Below are 14,020 nucleotides of genomic sequence, written 5' to 3'. Positions count from 1 at the left end.
CAACTGGAATAATTAGGAAACGCTTGTGTGACGTATCATGTAGTTCCATCGGGGCCGCACTTCCGGTTCGCTCGAGGCACCACGGTCTGTGAACGATCGTTCAGCGAAGAACATCCCCCTGGCCGGGACGGCGGGGCGATCCTCACGGAGCGGTCCACTGCTGCGCGGTCGATGCGCTGGAGAGATACGACACCAGGACGGTGACGCCAAGAATCCACAGGTTGGGTCCGCCGCTTTGCCAGGGAACGGTCGCCAGCTATGAGGAGTCTCGCTGGGAACACAGTCAGTCACGTTACAGCGCGGCGCCGAAGGGACTGTTCGGGATTGCCGCCCGTGCTGTTCACCGTTAAGCGTGTTCTCCAACATTTCCAGGCTGTGGCCGAACGAAACCGGCGGCCCGATGCTGTACAGCGTTACACGCGTAGCTGGTTGCCGGCGGAAAACCGCGTGAGCAAGGGCGAAGAAATCTGGATCACGGATCGCGCGACGCTTCGCGACGTCGTCGGGGACCGGCAGGCTCCGAAGCAACGGCTGCGAGGACCGCGCAGCTCTGAAACGGGTCTGGGTCCTATCCCTCCTGGGGCACGAGGACGCCGCCCTCGCTGAGGGTCTCGCGCTGCTGGTCACCTCCAGTGAGAGGCTCCGGCCCTTGCTCCTACTCGCCCAGGCCTATCAGCGCCAGTACCAATGGCATGAAGCAGCCCGGCTGCAAGAGGACGCCCTTCGCCTAGCCAGGAGTGCGGCCCTGGAAGCACTAGTTCGCCACCAGATCGGCCGGCGCCTCTTTGATGAAGCCCGATATCGGGATGCAGCAACCGAATTTGAATGGGCCCACGACCTCTACCGTACGGCTGGCCGAGACCGCCTCGCAGGTGTTTCAGGGCCAGCAAGAGATCGGGCCCGGCAAGTCCTGACACAACAGCCACATCAGGGGAACGCCCATGAGGCAAACCAATAGCCGGGTTGAAATCGCGGCCACTGAATCCGGTTAAGAACACGCAGCCCCGGCCTGGCCTCTCCAGTTAAGGCGGCAACTTATGCCCTCATCGGAGGTGCCAGCGCCAGAGATCCCATAGGGCCGCGTACCAGCCCGTACTCTTGGCCGTCAGGACGACCTTCGGTTTTCCGGGAGCGTGGACTGCACCGAACTCGGTGAACATCTCTACTTCTTCCAGCGTGAGGAGAGCCAGCAGATCAGGCACCCCGGCCATCTCGGCTACCTCCAAAGTGCAGCGCGTGCACTGGGCCAAATGCAACTCATATGCAATCCGCTCCGATGGAGCCAGGGAGCCAAGAACATAAGCAGCGGCCCATCGGCCATAGTTGTCATTCTCGTTATTCATTTGTTCGGCGGCCTCCCCAAACGGAACGGAATCGGGCAGGTTTCCTGCAGGACAGGCGGCTCACCTGTTTATCTATAGACGTCAGCGCTACGGTTCTTGGTTCACATAACCTGCGTTTTCATGGGGTGTGGACCGGCACAACCTGGCCGAAATGCGCAGACACCTGCTTCGAATGCGGCGCAGACCTGCGCTGCCTGGGCCGCATGCACGAGCATTGCCGCATCTGCGCCGAAGCGTGCCGCCGCTGCGAGCAGGCGTGCGCGGAACTGCTGGCCTCGCCCGGTTAGAGCCCGTGGCAGGCCGGAATGCAGGCGTAGCCCGGCCCTCACGGACGCCCCTGCCGGGGTGCCGTGGGCCACGCAACAGAGCGCCGGGTTCGAAGCCACCTCCTTTGGAGAGCCCGAAACGTCTATTCCGGCTCGGGCGTCACCTGCCTGCGCGCTACTCTGTCCCGTGGCGGCAGTCCGGAAGAAGAACACTTCGCCTCATGCCTGAGCATCCTGCTTTTGACTTCTACAGCCCTGAATAGGAGTGAAGGCCGTTGAAGAACTGGTTGACGATGGTGAAATTGAAGACCACGCACAAGTAGCCCACGATCGACAGCCAGGCCGCGCGGGTCCCGGTCCAGCCGCGGGTGGCCCGGGCGTGCAGGTAGCCGGCGTAGACCACCCAGATCACGAACGTCCACACTTCCTTGGTATCCCAGCCCCAGAAACGGCCCCAGGCCTTCTCCGCCCAGATGGCGCCGAACATCAGCGTGAAAGTCCAGCCGATGAAGGCTATGGCGTTGATCCGGTAGGAGAGGTTTTCCAGACTCAGGGCTGACGGCACCAGGCGCATGAATCCCAGTTTGTCAGGGCCGCCGGCGGCGAGCGTCTTCTGCCGGTGCGACTGGACCAGCTGAAGCGCCGACATGGCAAAGGTGAGGGTGAACAGGGCCGAGGAGAGCACGGCGATGGAGACGTGGATGATCAGCCAGTAGCTCTGGAGCGCGGGGACCAGGTGCCCCACCGGAGTCCAGTAGGCCACGGAGGCAGCAACCAGCATGATGATGGCCAGGCCGAGCACGAAGGTGCCCAGGAAGCGCAGGTCGCGGCGGATGAGGGCCAGCAGGAACACGGCCGCCACCAGGAACGCGCCGGTTGTGAGGAATTCGTACATGTTGCCCCACGGCACACGCCCGGCACCCAGGGCCCGGGTCAGCACGCCGGCGGCGTGGATCGCGGCGCCCAGGACGGTCAGGGCGACGGCGACCCGGGCGGGTACCCGGCGTTCCGTTGCGTAGCGCATGTCCCCGGCGGCGGTGCCGTCCTCGACGGTGAAGCCTGACGTCGGGCGCTCCGCCCGCCCTTCCGGTCCGTCGGCGTCGTTCCCGCCCCGGCGCCCGGCAGCCACCGGAATCCTGACTTCGGCAGCGGCCGAATAATTCGCTTTCAGGTCCACGGCCTGCAGCATCTTGGAGCTGTTGGCGAGGTCCCAGGCGAAGGCGATGAACGCCACAGTGTAGGTGCCGGCGGCGAGCAGCATGAACAGTTCGCTGTACTGGCCCATAGTTTCGTTGAGGGGGAGCATTACTGATCCTTCCTGGTGGTTGAAGAGAGGAAGTCGGAGGTATCGGAGGCAAGCTGCCACTGGCGGGTGAGGAGTTCGTGGATCGCGGCGGCCTCGCCGGCCAGGCGGTGGTCCTCGCCGCGGGCCAGCAGCCCGTATTCGACCATGGTGCGCCCGTCTTCGTGGGTTCCCGTCCTGACCCACACGCGGCGGCGGTTCACGTAGAGCGAGGTGATGAGTCCGGCGACGGCCAGGAGCGAAAACACCAGGACCCCGGCCTGGCCGGGCGTGGACCGGACATCGAGCCCGATGTAGCGTTTGAGCCCGTCGAAGCTGATGCTGCCCTTCCCATCGGGAAGAGTGTAGGTGGCGCCGGGGGCGAGGGTGATGCCTGGTTCGGTATTCGGTGGGGTAGTTGTAGTCATGGGTTGTCTTCTTGTCTTGACGGGCGGGTAGGTTGCGGACCAGTGGGGGGAGAATTCCCTAAGGTGCGTTAGTCCGCGTCCACGGCCTCGTTGACGGCGCCCTCGATGAGGGATTTCAGGATGCCCTGGTCGGCCAGGCCCAGGATCCGGGAAGCGACCCTGCCCTGTTTATCGATCACGAGCGTGGTGGGGACGGCCTGCGGTGGGACGTACTGCGTCATGGCCAGCAGGATGCCGCCATCCTTGTCCTGCAGAGTGGGGTAGGTGACGCCGAAGGTCCGCTCGAAGGCGGTGGCAGCAGGTTCTTCATCGCGGACGTTCACGCCGTAGAACTGGACTCCCTTGGACTTGAACTGTTCGGAGAGGGCTTGGAGCCGGGGTGTTTCAAGGCGGCAAGGGGCGCACGCCGCGTACCAGAAATTCAGCACGGTCACTTTGCCGGCCCAGCCGCGGGAATCGACCGCAGTACCGTCAAAGAGGGCGCCTTTCAGGACGATCGGCTGCTTGCGGTCCGCCGGAGCATACTCGGTAACGGACCCATCGCCGGCGATGTAGTTCTTGTTATCACCCGCTTTGGCCTGCTGCGACAGAGCATCGCCGCTGCTGCCGCACCCGGACAGCAAAAGAGCCCCAACCCCGGTCAGAAGGGTCGATGAGATGAGTCGTCGACGCGAGAGGAGGGCCGGATGCTGCTGCGCACCCGCACCCGTGGCTGATGGTGTTGTGGCTGGGGGATCAAACATGGCAATCCTTCGAAATTGTAACTTCCGGTTGGTCTTGGCTAAGGCCACGTGCACACGTCGCCGGGGCGGGAGCGCCAGGCCACTGGACCGGTTTCGATCTGCACTTTGAGGTCATGGTGCACGACGGGACCGTCAATCCGGCCTCGTTCATGCGGGAGGCCCCCCAGCGCGGGCTGGAGCCGTGCCGGATGGGGCGGGCAGTTCAGCGCTCATGAGTGCCCTCCCGCAGGCGGGGACCTTTGAGGTGTTCCCGGTTCAGGGCCTCCAGTTCCTCATCCGTGAGCTCATCGAAGGTCCGCGCTTCGCGCCGGTCGCTGCGGGCGAAGCGGACGAACATCAGGATGATCAAAGGCACATCCACGGCTTCGGCCAGGAACCACAGCAGGTCCCCGGCAAGCTGCTGGTCCCGCAACGGGTTCGGCAGCCAGACCGGGTGGCCGGCCACGACCTGGGTTGCCCCGTCCAGAACCTGGGGGCTGATCCGCAGCAACACTCCCGGCAGGGCATCTGCGACGAGTTCGATGAACACGAAGATGAACTCAACAATGATCAGGGACGTGGCGTCCTTTGTTGATCCTTCTTCGATGATCGGTACCACCATCAGCATGCCCGCCAGCGGGACGAGGACGGTCAATGCCGAGTCCCACACGGGGTCCGTCCGCATTGGGTAGAACGCCGGGGTCAGGAAGAGAGTGAACAGGGCCAAGCCCAGCAACGCCGCCACGACGGTGTTGCTTAACACCCTGATCACCCGATGCCCCAGAAACGCCTGCAACCGCTCTTGGCCGGTGTCCCCCAGCACTTCCCGGGCCAGGGTCAAGGGCTTGCCGGCGGCGACGAGCAGCGGGACGAGGAACAGGTATGAGGTGATCTTCAACGTGAAGGCCCAGCGCAAATCATGGCTGTAAGCGCCGGTGAACCCGAAACTCAGCACTGCGAAACTGCCAAGACCCGGACCGAAGAAGATCATGGTCCTCCACCACGGCCACCGCACGTTTCGGCGCCTGGCAGTCCGCAGGCCCAGCGCATACAGAGCACCGGCCGCTACCGTGATGGCCAGGGCCGGCCAGTTTAGCGTCCACGAGGACACGACCACGTCCCAGGGCGGCATGATCAGCTCTTCTTCTTCTTAGTCTCTGTCCGGCCGGCAAGGATAGCGCCGATCATGATCAGGGCCGCTCCGGTCGGATACCCGGCGTAGAGATCCAGGGTCAGGCTGGGTTGCTCGCCGGACGGTGCCAGGTGCAGAATCCAGTGCCAGATGGCGACCCCGGCACCCGCGGCCATGAGCACCTGGCCGAGGCGCACGAGCCGCCGGTGACGACGATGCGCGGCCTCATGGTCTGCGACTGCCTTGTTGTCTTTCATGGGTTCTCCCTTTCGATGATGTGACCGTGCTAGACGATGTGACCGTGCTCAGCCGTTGCTGCCGCCGGTGCAGGCAGCACCGGGTTCCGGAGAGTTCGGCGACTGGGCGTAGGCGCTGATGAAGGCGGGGATGCGGGTGTCTGCGGCGTCGTCCAGGGTGAGCTGGGTTCCCCATGCGGTGGCTGTGACGGGCGTGGTCTGGTCTTTGTCCGGGCTGAGCAGCACGTAGCGGTTGCCCTTGGCCAGTTCCGTGAGCCGGCTGACCGCTTCCGGTGGGAGGTCCGGTTTGTAGGTCAGCCACACGGCGCCGTGTTCCAGGGAATGGACCGCGCGTTGGTCATTGACCGGCTCGGTATAGCTGCCGCAGTTCGTCCAGACCCCTGCATGGTCTCCGCCGACCCCGGGCTCCTGGGGGTAGGAGACGGCGTCCTGAACGTGGTTGCGGGACAGGTCCGTGAAGGTTTGGACTCCCTCGATGGGCTTCTTCGCTGCCTCGGTGGCGGCGTTTCGTTCCTGGACGGCTCCGGTAACGACGATCGCGACGGCGGTAATGATGGCAGCCAGGACCAGGCCGAAGCTGCCGTAGACGAGGATGTTCCATTTGCGCTGCTTGGCCTTCTGTTTGGCCCGGAGCTCGGCCAGGATGGCCTGGTTCTCAGCGCGTCGCTTGCTGGCATTACTCATGCAGGGTCTCCTTTACTGGTGTGAGAAGAGGGCTGGGGTTCCTCCGGCCGCGTGCCGGGCACGAAGGACCGGGGACCGGATCTGAGGATCTGAAAGAGGGCCAGCCCGGCCAGGAAGAGCAGTCCGGAGACCCAGGTGTTCACGCGCAGGCCCAGGATGAGGTTGGCGGGGTCCGAACGCATCAGTTCGAAGGCGAAACGTCCCGTGGTGTAAAAGACGATGTAGAGCGCGAACACGGACCCGGCACCGAGGGAATACTTCCGGTCCAGGAACATCAGCAGTGACGCTGCGGCCAGGCACCACAGCGACTCATAAAGGAACGTGGGCTGAAAATATCCGAGGACTTCCGGTGTGCCGTCGGCTGAGAGGACGGCCTGCCCGGTGGCCTGGTCCATGTCATAGATCTGGAGTTTCCATGGCAGGTCGGTGGGTCCGCCGTAGAGTTCGTTGTTGAACCAGTTGCCCCACCTGCCCAGGCCTTGGGCGATCAGCAACCCGGGCGCTGCCGCGTCCACGAACGCCGTGAAGGGGACTCCTGCGCGACGGGCGCCGATGGCTGCCCCGACCAGGCCCAAGGCCACGGCGCCCCAGATGCCCAGTCCGCCTTCCCAGATCCGGAACGCGCCCCAAGGGTCCCTGCCGGGGCCGAAATACAGCTGGTTGTCGGTGATGACGTGGTAGAGCCTGCCCCCGAGAATGCCGAACGGCACGGCCCAGACCACGATGTCCAGGGTCTGGGATGTCGTGCCGCCGCGGATACGGAGCCGGCGGGCCGTGAGCCAGGTGCCGATCACGATGCCGGCCAGGATGGCGAGTGCGTAGAAGCGGATGGTTAGCGGCCCCAGCTCGAAGGCGCTGATGGTCGGGGACGGTATGAAGAAGTCCGTGGTTGCTAAGGGTCGCATGATACCTGTCACTTGATGTAGGAGAAGAGGGCCATCATGCCCTTTTCTGCGTGGTAGGCGTTGTGGCAGTGGGCGAGCCACTGGCCCGGGTTGTCCGCGTCAAAAATCACGCTGACGGTCTGTTTGGGCCTTACGATGACGGTGTCTTTGCGGGCACCGCCGTCACCGACCTGGAAGGTGTGGCCGTGGAGGTGCATGGGGTGCCACATGTCGGTGTCGTTGATGAACTTCACTTCCACGCGTTCACCGGCCTTGAGCTCGAAGGCGTTCTCGAACGGTTTGGCCATGTCGAAGCGGACGCCGTTGATGCCCCAGTCGTATTTCTCCATTCCGCCGGTGAGTTTGAGCTCGTGGGTGCGGTCCGCGGTCCTGGCTTTGAGGGTGACCGAGGGGTCGGCCTTGAGCTGCCCGCCGTCGACCGCGGTTCCGTCCAGTTCGTTCGGCAGCACCGCCGGCAACGGCTGCTTTCCCGTGCCCGTGCTGATGAACCCAAGGGCCTGCCCGATTTTTCCTTCGGGCAGCGCCAGCACCGGGGTGTACCCTTCCCGGACCGTCAGCAGCGCGTCGACGCGTTCGCCCATGCCCAGCACCACGGCGTCGACCTCCTGGTGTTTGACCGGGAATCCGTCCGTGTGGGTGAGGGCGAGTTTCTGCCCAGGGATTCCGACACGGTAGGCAGTGTCCCCGGCGGCGTTGATGATCCTCAACCGGATCACGTCCCCGGCCCTGGCGGCCTGGATCTCGGCCTGCTCCGGGGTTTTTCCGTTGAACAGGTGGAACGGGTAGCCCACGTCCCCGGCATCCCCGCCAAGGAAATCGCTGCGCGAGCCCATCAGCATGTGCTTCATCTGCGGAACTGCTGATTCCGTTGGCCCCGGGAAGGAGCCGCCGGAACCTGACCCCATGGAGCTGTGGTCCATGCCGCCCATGGACATTCCCTGGGAGAGTTCGGCCAGGACCTCGTCCGGGGTCCCCGTGATGCCGTCCATCCAGTCATCGAGGACTATGACCCAGTCCTTGTCGTATTTCAGTGGTTCCGCCGGGTCCTCGATAATCATCGCCCCATACAGTGCGCGTTCGCGCTGCATGTCCATATGGGAGTGGTACCAGTACGTGCCCGGGTGCGGGAGCCGGAAGTCATAGGCAAATCCGGCTCCGGCGGCGATCGGATCCTGCGTGACATGCTGGACGCCGTCCTGGTCGTTCCTCAGTGCCAGCCCATGCCAATGGATGGCCGTCTCCTCGTCCAGTCCGTTCTCCAGGTTTACCGTGAGCCGGTCGCCGGCCTTCGCCCGGATCGTGGGGGCGACAAGATTCCCGTTATAGCCCCAGGTCGTAACCGATTTCCCGGCCACTATTGCTGTAATGGTGCCGGCGTTCAGGTCCTGGCTCACGGTCGCCCCGGTGAAGGGCCGGTCTGCTTCGAGGTCCGCGATGGCGGGGTCGGTTGGCAGTACCCGGACGGCATTTGAGACCGGCGTATTCGAGCAGGCTGCCAGGGCGGCAGCCGCCGCGCCGGCCACCGACAGGCCCAAAAAGAAGCGGCGGTTCAGATTAATGTTCATGAATAGTCCTTGGTGCGGCGGGAGGTATCGTTCCGCGCGGTTGTCAGATGGGGGTAAGGAAAGTCCCGGAGAGGTTTTGCAGCTGGTAGATCCACTGCACCCAAACACCGGTGACCATGAGCACACCGAGGATCATGAGCATGGCGGCGCCGGCGATGTTGACGATCCGGACGTGCCGGCGCACGAAGGCCAGGGCTGAACTGACCCAGCCCAGTCCCATGGCCGTCAGGGTGAAGGGAATGCCCAGGCCCAGGCAGTAGGCGAACGCGAGCAGGGCCCCGCGGCTGGCGCTTCCGGTGGTGACACTCAACGACAGCACGGCACTCAGTGTCGGGCCCATGCACGGTGTCCAGCCGAGACCGAACACAATGCCGAGCAACGGGGCACCGGCCAGCCCGGTCCTGCGGCTAAATGATATTTTCCGGGTCTGCTGCAGCCAGGGCACGAACCCGAGCAGCGCCAGTCCCATCAGGAGCACCACGGCGCCAAGGACGCGCATCAAAGTGTCCTGCCACTGCAGGAGCCAGGCCCCGATGGCCCCGAACGCGGCCCCGTAGAGGGTGAATACGGCAGCGAACCCCAGCACGAAGAGTCCGACCCCGGCCAGGACCCGGCGGCGGTTGCGCGGCTGGGTGGGGTCGGTCAGTCCTGACACGTACCCGAGATAGCCGGGAACCAGCGGCAGGATGCAAGGCGACAGGAAAGACACCAGGCCGGCAACCATGGCCAGCGGTATGGCAATGACCAAGGCACCGGAGGTGACCGTGGACGCGAAAAACCCGCCGATGTTCATGGCATCAGGAGGCATCGGCGAGCCGCAACGAGTACGCCCGTGGTCACAGCTGACCGGGGGACGTTCGGGCCGGGAGCCGGGGGCTGGCGTCGGAATTCTTCCGTCCCGACCATCATCACCGCCCCCTTATGGGAGGCGATGATAAGGGCGGGCTTGGACGGGTCAGCACCCTGCGCGGTGTCGAGCTTTTGCATGTCCTCCGTCCCCATGCCAATCATGCTGTAGGCCGGGGACCTCGTTGCCGGCTCGTTCCGGTTCTGCCGCCACACGGTCATTTTGTCGATCTCGGGTGCCTGCGCCGTGTTTTTGGTAGCCAGGGCGGTGACGGCGTCCGGATTGCCCTGTTTTTTGACCACCGTGTCTTTCATCTCCACGGCCTGACAGTGTGCACGATGGTCCGGTGCTCCCGCCGGGGCTGGCTGTAGGGCCGGGGCACTAGCCGCGGGGATCGCGGCAGCCGGAGGAGGATATAGGTACTTCTTATCCATGGAAAGGTTTGTCCTTCAAAATTCAGCAGACCGCCTCATGCGGGGTTGTCAACGCGCCCCGGTAAGGGGCGGGGGAAGATCCGCCAGGCGGGATACATGTTTCGGGCTTGGAGCTCAAATGCTGCGCCGGGCAAATGCCGACGCCGCCGGGCCCTTTACGTCCTGCTGATGGAAAGGTCGCCTGGAGAAGGACTTCCGGCGACGTAAAGGCTTTCGGCCGCGGGAACGATCGCGACCGGGCCGTATAGCACCGCCAAAGAGAGACCGGGCGGAGGAACTGCCAAAGACGCGGCGTCATGTGAAGGGACGCAGACTGCATCCATCCCGGCCATCGTGGCGCAGCTCTTGAAGTCGAAGCATGGGCTGGGCTCAAGGGGGCTGCTGCACGATGCCGGGGGCGCTGGCTCCGCGGCCCGGGAAACTGCCCGGCCAGTCTGTGTAGATGCCTGTCCCGGGAGCGTCTGTAGTGCTGCTGGTCCGGGTTCTGTGACGGCTCCGGACACGCTAGGGGTGCCGGTTAAAAGGTGCATTCCGACGATTCCGGCGATGAGTGCCAGCAGCAACACCATCAGACCCGCACGGTGCAAGGACGCCGGGGTCAGGGACCGGCTCGCTGCAGGTGCGGACATGGCGTTCCTCCCTTCCGGACAGGCGTGATTTCGTTTAAGGATACCGTGTCGCGTCAGACACGCAGGCCGTTCACCCTGGTCCGCGAATACCCGGCCGCGGCTGGTTTCATCCGGCCCCGCAGCTGCGCTTTCAGCGGACGCCCTAATCGGGCACGGAAAACAGGCATGCCACGGGGGACTGGCGGGTGAAAAACCGCAGCGATGCGTCGTGCCCTGGATGCGTCGCGAACTGCCGCAGGTCCGACATTCGACTCAACAGGTCATACGCTCTGCCTCGACCGCTCAGGACCTGCGCGTCATTCCAAGCAAGGGCGGGGCCATTCACCCATACTTTGAATGTGACCCCGGATCCCTTCCCTGTGCCCTCCCTGTCTCCCTTTGACGAGTCCGCCCTTCGGGAGCTGGTTTTACGCTGGCGGGAGGATCCTGCCGGCACCTACAGGACATGGTTCCTCTGGCCTGAGCGCGTCAAGAATTTCCGCTCCCTTCGCCGTGGGATTGAGCTGGTGAGTGCGGAGATCGAGGCCGGCACGTTCGGTACCGCTTTCCGGGGTTCTTCACTTGAGACGGTGGTGCATGGGGTCGCCGAGCAACGGCAGATCTTCAAGGGTGCAGATCACGCGTTTCTTTGGAAACCCAAGCTGCGGATCCCCGACATCTATGAGGACCGCGAGAACCAATTGGCGTTCGGCCGGATGTTGGAGACGTGCCGGTGCTGCAATACGGAGGCGCAATTGCTGGCGGCAGTGAGGTCGTTCACCCGGCGGAAAGTCAAGGGGCTGGGCCCGGCCGCCGCTAATCTGCTGTATTTCCTGCACCCCACGCTGATGCCGCCGTTCAACACCGCGATCGTCAAGGGCTATAACGCGTTGACCGGAAGCAAGGTGAAGCTCGGAAGCTGGGACGAATACCTGAGCATGCGCGAGGGCGTGATGTCCATCAACACTGCATTCCGGGATTTGCTCTCGAACGACCTCGGCGCGATCGCCGGCTTGCTCTTCGACATCGGGAGCGGCCGTTTCCCTGCCCCACCGCTGCCGGGTCCCGAGACAGCCGCAGCGAGGGCAGCGTGGCATGCCGACCTTGCCCGGGTCCGTGAGGAAGCAAGGCTGGACAAGGCGCAGGCCGTCGCGGAGCGCGATGACCTCACTCACACCGAAGTGCAGGGGTGGCTGCGTGACCTCGGACTCTCGCTCGGGTTCGATGTGTGGATCGCCAGCAACGATCGCGGCAGAGCCTACGCGGGAGGCCGCCTGGCCGACGGCTGCCTGACGGAGCTGCCGGCAGGGCTGGTGAACGGCACCGCCGCCAGCGCCATCAGGCTCATTGACGTCCTGTGGCTGGAACCGGGCGGAAGCGTGACCGCCGCCTTCGAAGTTGAGCACAGCACATCGATATACTCAGGAATCGTCCGCATGCTTGATCTGGCTCTCTCGGGTGAAACCGGGGCAGTAGAGGCACTGTATCTCGTGGCTCCGGATGCCCGTGAGGAGGAAGTTCGGACCCAGCTCCGGCGACCGGCCTTCAGCCGGATCACTGATCTGCACGTCCGATACCTGCCCTATGGGGAGCTCGAGACGAACCGGCACGCGATAGCCCGTTTCGGGCGTGGCCTGCATCCTGTCGAGCAGCTTGCCCGCGACCTGGGCTGAACATCTCGGCCACGACGGCGCATCTGCAGGATGAGGACTATCCTGCCGAGGGACCGAAGCCGAGACAAGACTCACGGGGTCGGTACGGCGACCTTCTGGTCGTCCGGATCCGTCCGCCGGGCAACCCAGAAATTGGCAGCACCGAATCAACAAGAACCATCGCCAGTGCGCTTCCTGTCCAATTATTCGTGCGCCACCAGAACAGGGCCAGAAGAACGTAGGCAAGGAACAGCGCACCGCGGACCGGACCCAAACCTGAATTCCGCAGCCTGTCCCGTCAAATACTTCACCATCATTGCCGGAATGAGCACCAGCCATGAACAGTTTCAGCCGCGGCCAGCACCCGGGATCACGCAGAAATCCTTTGGAAGGCCGTAGGAGCCTCAGGCGCTGAAGGAATGCCGGACAAACGCATCATCGGCCATGCATAGGGTCTGCCTCCGGCTCGGCCTCTTCGTGCCCGTTAGGGGAGTTGTGGCCGCGGTCGGCACGGCACGAAGGCGGCCCTGAAATCGTGCCTGTTCATAGTGGACCTTGCCCGGCCAGCTAGTGCAAGAGGTGGCAGAACCTTGTCCGGGTCACGGCGCTGCAACGTCCATTTTCCGTCCGTTCGGCCGCCGGGATTCGTCTGCTGGGCTGTTTCTAGCTTCGGGGCTTGACGGCCGGGGCGTCCAACGATGCGGGCACCGCGTCCGCCGGCTCACCGCTTGCCGCCGGTTCCGAAGCGGGCCTGGCGTCATGGCGGCCGAGGCGTTTGTGCCACCAGCGCAGGAGGTGGTCGATGACGATGCCCACAACGACTGCGAACGCCACGGCTATGCCGGCGCTGAGCAAAGGGTTGCTGTGCAGCCAGGGGAAGGAACCGGCCAGCATGCCGAGTCCGACCGAATACACCACCCAGGTGATGCACGCGAAAGCATCCAGGAAGAAGAACCGGCGGCGCGGAAAGGCGGTGGTGCCCGCAACATAATTCACGGCCACGCGCCCCCACGGGATGTAACGCGCCGTGAAGATCAGCACGGCGCCGCGCTTCTCCAGCTCATATTGTGCCCAGCCAAACACCTTCCGGACCTTCGGTTTACGCATCCACCCCCACCGCTCCAGGCCGATTTTCCGGCCGAGCAGGTAGGCCGTATTGTCCCCCGCGATGGCTCCGAGCAGGGCGGTGACGCCAAGAATCCACAGTCTGGGTTCGCCGCTTTGCCGAGAGAAGGCCGCCAGCGCGACGATGAGGGTCTCGCTGGGGACGACCATCGCGAAGCCGTCAACAAAGAAGAAGACGAGCAGAAGCGGGTAGATCCACCATTGTCCGGCCGCATCGAGCACGGTTTGACTAATAATCTCCATGCGGGCATCTCCCAGACAAAATAGAGGCGATGGAAATCGCTCTTCAGTGTCTCATGGCCCGGCGTCGGCTGTGACCCAGGCACGGTCCGATCCGAAGCGCCCGGGTTTGACGCCGCGGTGAAATCCGCCAATGAGCCCCACATCTCCTGCCACGCTCTGGGCGATGTTGGCTGGGGTTATCCTGCCCGGAAAGCGTGCAGCCCGGAATCAGAGAGTTCTCATCAACGCGGCGACCCACACGTGGCCCACTAATCCTTGGGGCCGGGCCAGGTTCTGCGGTAGCTGACCAACCGCGACAGGGCGTTATGTTTGAAGGCGCCTGCGTCCGTACCGCGTCACGGCGTAGTGCTTGTAGATGAAGGGCAGTGTGGCTTTCAGCAGCCCCATCGGGCCGGCCCCGGCGACATCCTTGAGCTCGGGTCCACCCTTGCTCAGAGTGCCGGTCTTGTCGAACAACTCGACGTCGATGGTCCGCATGCTCCTGGTCTTGCTCAACACCCCGGCCGCGGCTGCCGCTCGGCGCGTTG

The 14,020-nt window shown here is 64.2% G+C and carries 14 protein-coding genes and 2 pseudogenes; 2 read left to right on the top strand and 14 right to left on the bottom strand.

Annotation, left to right across the window (positions count from 1 at the left end):
* Positions 1–1,043: 1,043 nt before the first annotated feature.
* Positions 1,044–1,343, bottom strand: a complete 300-nt coding sequence (locus tag NIBR502771_RS16825) for an anti-sigma factor (protein ID WP_141160728.1) — start codon at positions 1,341–1,343, stop codon at positions 1,044–1,046.
* Positions 1,344–1,543: 200 nt separating this feature from the next.
* Between NIBR502771_RS16825 and NIBR502771_RS21030 the strand changes: the two are divergent.
* Positions 1,544–1,630: pseudogene (locus NIBR502771_RS21030) on the top strand (four-helix bundle copper-binding protein); the annotation flags it as partial.
* Between the two features lie 226 nt (positions 1,631–1,856).
* On the opposite strand, the gene ccsB reads toward NIBR502771_RS21030, so the two are convergent.
* From ccsB to NIBR502771_RS16770, 10 genes and pseudogenes are all read right to left on the bottom strand, one after another.
* Positions 1,857–2,915 (bottom strand): c-type cytochrome biogenesis protein CcsB, encoded by a 1,059-nt coding sequence (gene ccsB, locus NIBR502771_RS16815; protein ID WP_141160727.1) that lies wholly within the window; start codon positions 2,913–2,915, stop codon positions 1,857–1,859.
* Positions 2,915–3,286 (bottom strand): annotated as a pseudogene (locus NIBR502771_RS16810) (cytochrome c biogenesis protein ResB); the annotation flags it as partial. The gene ccsB and the pseudogene NIBR502771_RS16810, both read right to left, overlap by 1 nt.
* Before the next feature lie 101 nt (positions 3,287–3,387).
* Positions 3,388–4,062, bottom strand: coding sequence for a TlpA disulfide reductase family protein (locus NIBR502771_RS16805; protein WP_141160726.1), 675 nt, complete (start codon positions 4,060–4,062; stop codon positions 3,388–3,390).
* Between the two features lie 202 nt (positions 4,063–4,264).
* A complete protein-coding gene (locus tag NIBR502771_RS16800; RefSeq protein ID WP_141160725.1) occupies positions 4,265–5,173 on the bottom strand; it encodes a cytochrome c oxidase assembly protein in 909 nt (302 codons plus the stop codon).
* A 2-nt stretch (positions 5,174–5,175) separates the two neighbouring features.
* A complete protein-coding gene (locus tag NIBR502771_RS16795; protein ID WP_141160724.1) occupies positions 5,176–5,430 on the bottom strand; it encodes a hypothetical protein in 255 nt (84 codons plus the stop codon).
* Between the two features lie 48 nt (positions 5,431–5,478).
* The gene (locus tag NIBR502771_RS16790) at positions 5,479–6,114 is read right to left on the bottom strand and encodes a DUF3105 domain-containing protein (protein ID WP_109863952.1); all 636 of its coding nucleotides are present in this window, start codon (positions 6,112–6,114) and stop codon (positions 5,479–5,481) included.
* A complete protein-coding gene (lgt, locus tag NIBR502771_RS16785) occupies positions 6,111–7,019 on the bottom strand; it encodes a prolipoprotein diacylglyceryl transferase (protein ID WP_109863951.1) in 909 nt (302 codons plus the stop codon). The genes NIBR502771_RS16790 and lgt overlap by 4 nt, the downstream gene beginning before the upstream one ends.
* A gap of 8 nt (positions 7,020–7,027) precedes the next feature.
* Positions 7,028–8,584 (bottom strand): multicopper oxidase family protein, encoded by a 1,557-nt coding sequence (locus NIBR502771_RS16780; protein WP_141160723.1) that lies wholly within the window; start codon positions 8,582–8,584, stop codon positions 7,028–7,030.
* A 43-nt stretch (positions 8,585–8,627) separates the two neighbouring features.
* Positions 8,628–9,377, bottom strand: a complete 750-nt coding sequence (locus tag NIBR502771_RS16775; protein ID WP_109863949.1) for a cytochrome c biogenesis CcdA family protein — start codon at positions 9,375–9,377, stop codon at positions 8,628–8,630.
* On the bottom strand, positions 9,374–9,745 hold the full coding sequence (locus tag NIBR502771_RS16770; RefSeq protein ID WP_246839915.1) for a DUF305 domain-containing protein: 372 nt from the start codon (positions 9,743–9,745) through the stop codon (positions 9,374–9,376). Before NIBR502771_RS16770 ends, NIBR502771_RS16775 begins: the two co-directional genes overlap by 4 nt.
* Positions 9,746–10,832: 1,087 nt before the next feature.
* On the opposite strand from NIBR502771_RS16770, the gene NIBR502771_RS16765 reads away from it, so the two are divergent.
* Positions 10,833–12,146 (top strand): type II restriction endonuclease, encoded by a 1,314-nt coding sequence (locus NIBR502771_RS16765; protein ID WP_240617851.1) that lies wholly within the window; start codon positions 10,833–10,835, stop codon positions 12,144–12,146.
* Between the two features lie 37 nt (positions 12,147–12,183).
* Here NIBR502771_RS16765 and NIBR502771_RS21295 read toward each other — a convergent pair whose 3' ends face one another.
* From NIBR502771_RS21295 to NIBR502771_RS20745, 3 genes are all read right to left on the bottom strand, one after another.
* Complete coding sequence (locus tag NIBR502771_RS21295; RefSeq protein WP_165838073.1) at positions 12,184–12,399, bottom strand: DUF3817 domain-containing protein; 216 nt, start codon at positions 12,397–12,399, stop codon at positions 12,184–12,186.
* A gap of 389 nt (positions 12,400–12,788) precedes the next feature.
* Positions 12,789–13,493 carry a DedA family protein gene (locus NIBR502771_RS16760; protein ID WP_109863947.1) on the bottom strand — a complete coding sequence of 235 codons (705 nt, stop codon included), beginning with the start codon at positions 13,491–13,493 and terminating at the stop codon, positions 12,789–12,791.
* Between the two features lie 303 nt (positions 13,494–13,796).
* Positions 13,797–13,970, bottom strand: a complete 174-nt coding sequence (locus NIBR502771_RS20745) for a hypothetical protein (RefSeq protein ID WP_165838072.1) — start codon at positions 13,968–13,970, stop codon at positions 13,797–13,799.
* Positions 13,971–14,020 lie beyond the last annotated feature (50 nt).

This window comes from Pseudarthrobacter sp. NIBRBAC000502771 (assembly GCF_006517215.1).
Taxonomy (GTDB): Bacteria; Actinomycetota; Actinomycetes; order Actinomycetales; family Micrococcaceae; genus Arthrobacter; species Arthrobacter niigatensis.
Note: the sequence above shows the minus strand (reverse complement) of the source record. Positions and strands in the feature narration are given on the sequence as shown.

What these genes read in the sequence shown, in the direction of transcription:
- NIBR502771_RS16825 (WP_141160728.1), bottom strand. Translation starts at nt 1,343, where the DNA reads ATGAATAACGAGAATGACAACTATGGCCGATGGGCCGCTGCTTATGTT.
- ccsB (WP_141160727.1), bottom strand. Translation starts at nt 2,915, where the DNA reads ATGCTCCCCCTCAACGAAACTATGGGCCAGTACAGCGAACTGTTCATG.
- NIBR502771_RS16805 (WP_141160726.1), bottom strand. Translation starts at nt 4,062, where the DNA reads ATGTTTGATCCCCCAGCCACAACACCATCAGCCACGGGTGCGGGTGCG.
- NIBR502771_RS16800 (WP_141160725.1), bottom strand. Translation starts at nt 5,173, where the DNA reads ATGCCGCCCTGGGACGTGGTCGTGTCCTCGTGGACGCTAAACTGGCCG.
- NIBR502771_RS16795 (WP_141160724.1), bottom strand. Translation starts at nt 5,430, where the DNA reads ATGAAAGACAACAAGGCAGTCGCAGACCATGAGGCCGCGCATCGTCGT.
- NIBR502771_RS16790 (WP_109863952.1), bottom strand. Translation starts at nt 6,114, where the DNA reads ATGAGTAATGCCAGCAAGCGACGCGCTGAGAACCAGGCCATCCTGGCC.
- lgt (WP_109863951.1), bottom strand. Translation starts at nt 7,019, where the DNA reads ATGCGACCCTTAGCAACCACGGACTTCTTCATACCGTCCCCGACCATC.
- NIBR502771_RS16780 (WP_141160723.1), bottom strand. Translation starts at nt 8,584, where the DNA reads ATGAACATTAATCTGAACCGCCGCTTCTTTTTGGGCCTGTCGGTGGCC.
- NIBR502771_RS16775 (WP_109863949.1), bottom strand. Translation starts at nt 9,377, where the DNA reads ATGAACATCGGCGGGTTTTTCGCGTCCACGGTCACCTCCGGTGCCTTG.
- NIBR502771_RS16770 (WP_246839915.1), bottom strand. Translation starts at nt 9,745, where the DNA reads ATGAAAGACACGGTGGTCAAAAAACAGGGCAATCCGGACGCCGTCACC.
- NIBR502771_RS16760 (WP_109863947.1), bottom strand. Translation starts at nt 13,493, where the DNA reads ATGGAGATTATTAGTCAAACCGTGCTCGATGCGGCCGGACAATGGTGG.
- NIBR502771_RS20745 (WP_165838072.1), bottom strand. Translation starts at nt 13,970, where the DNA reads ATGCGGACCATCGACGTCGAGTTGTTCGACAAGACCGGCACTCTGAGC.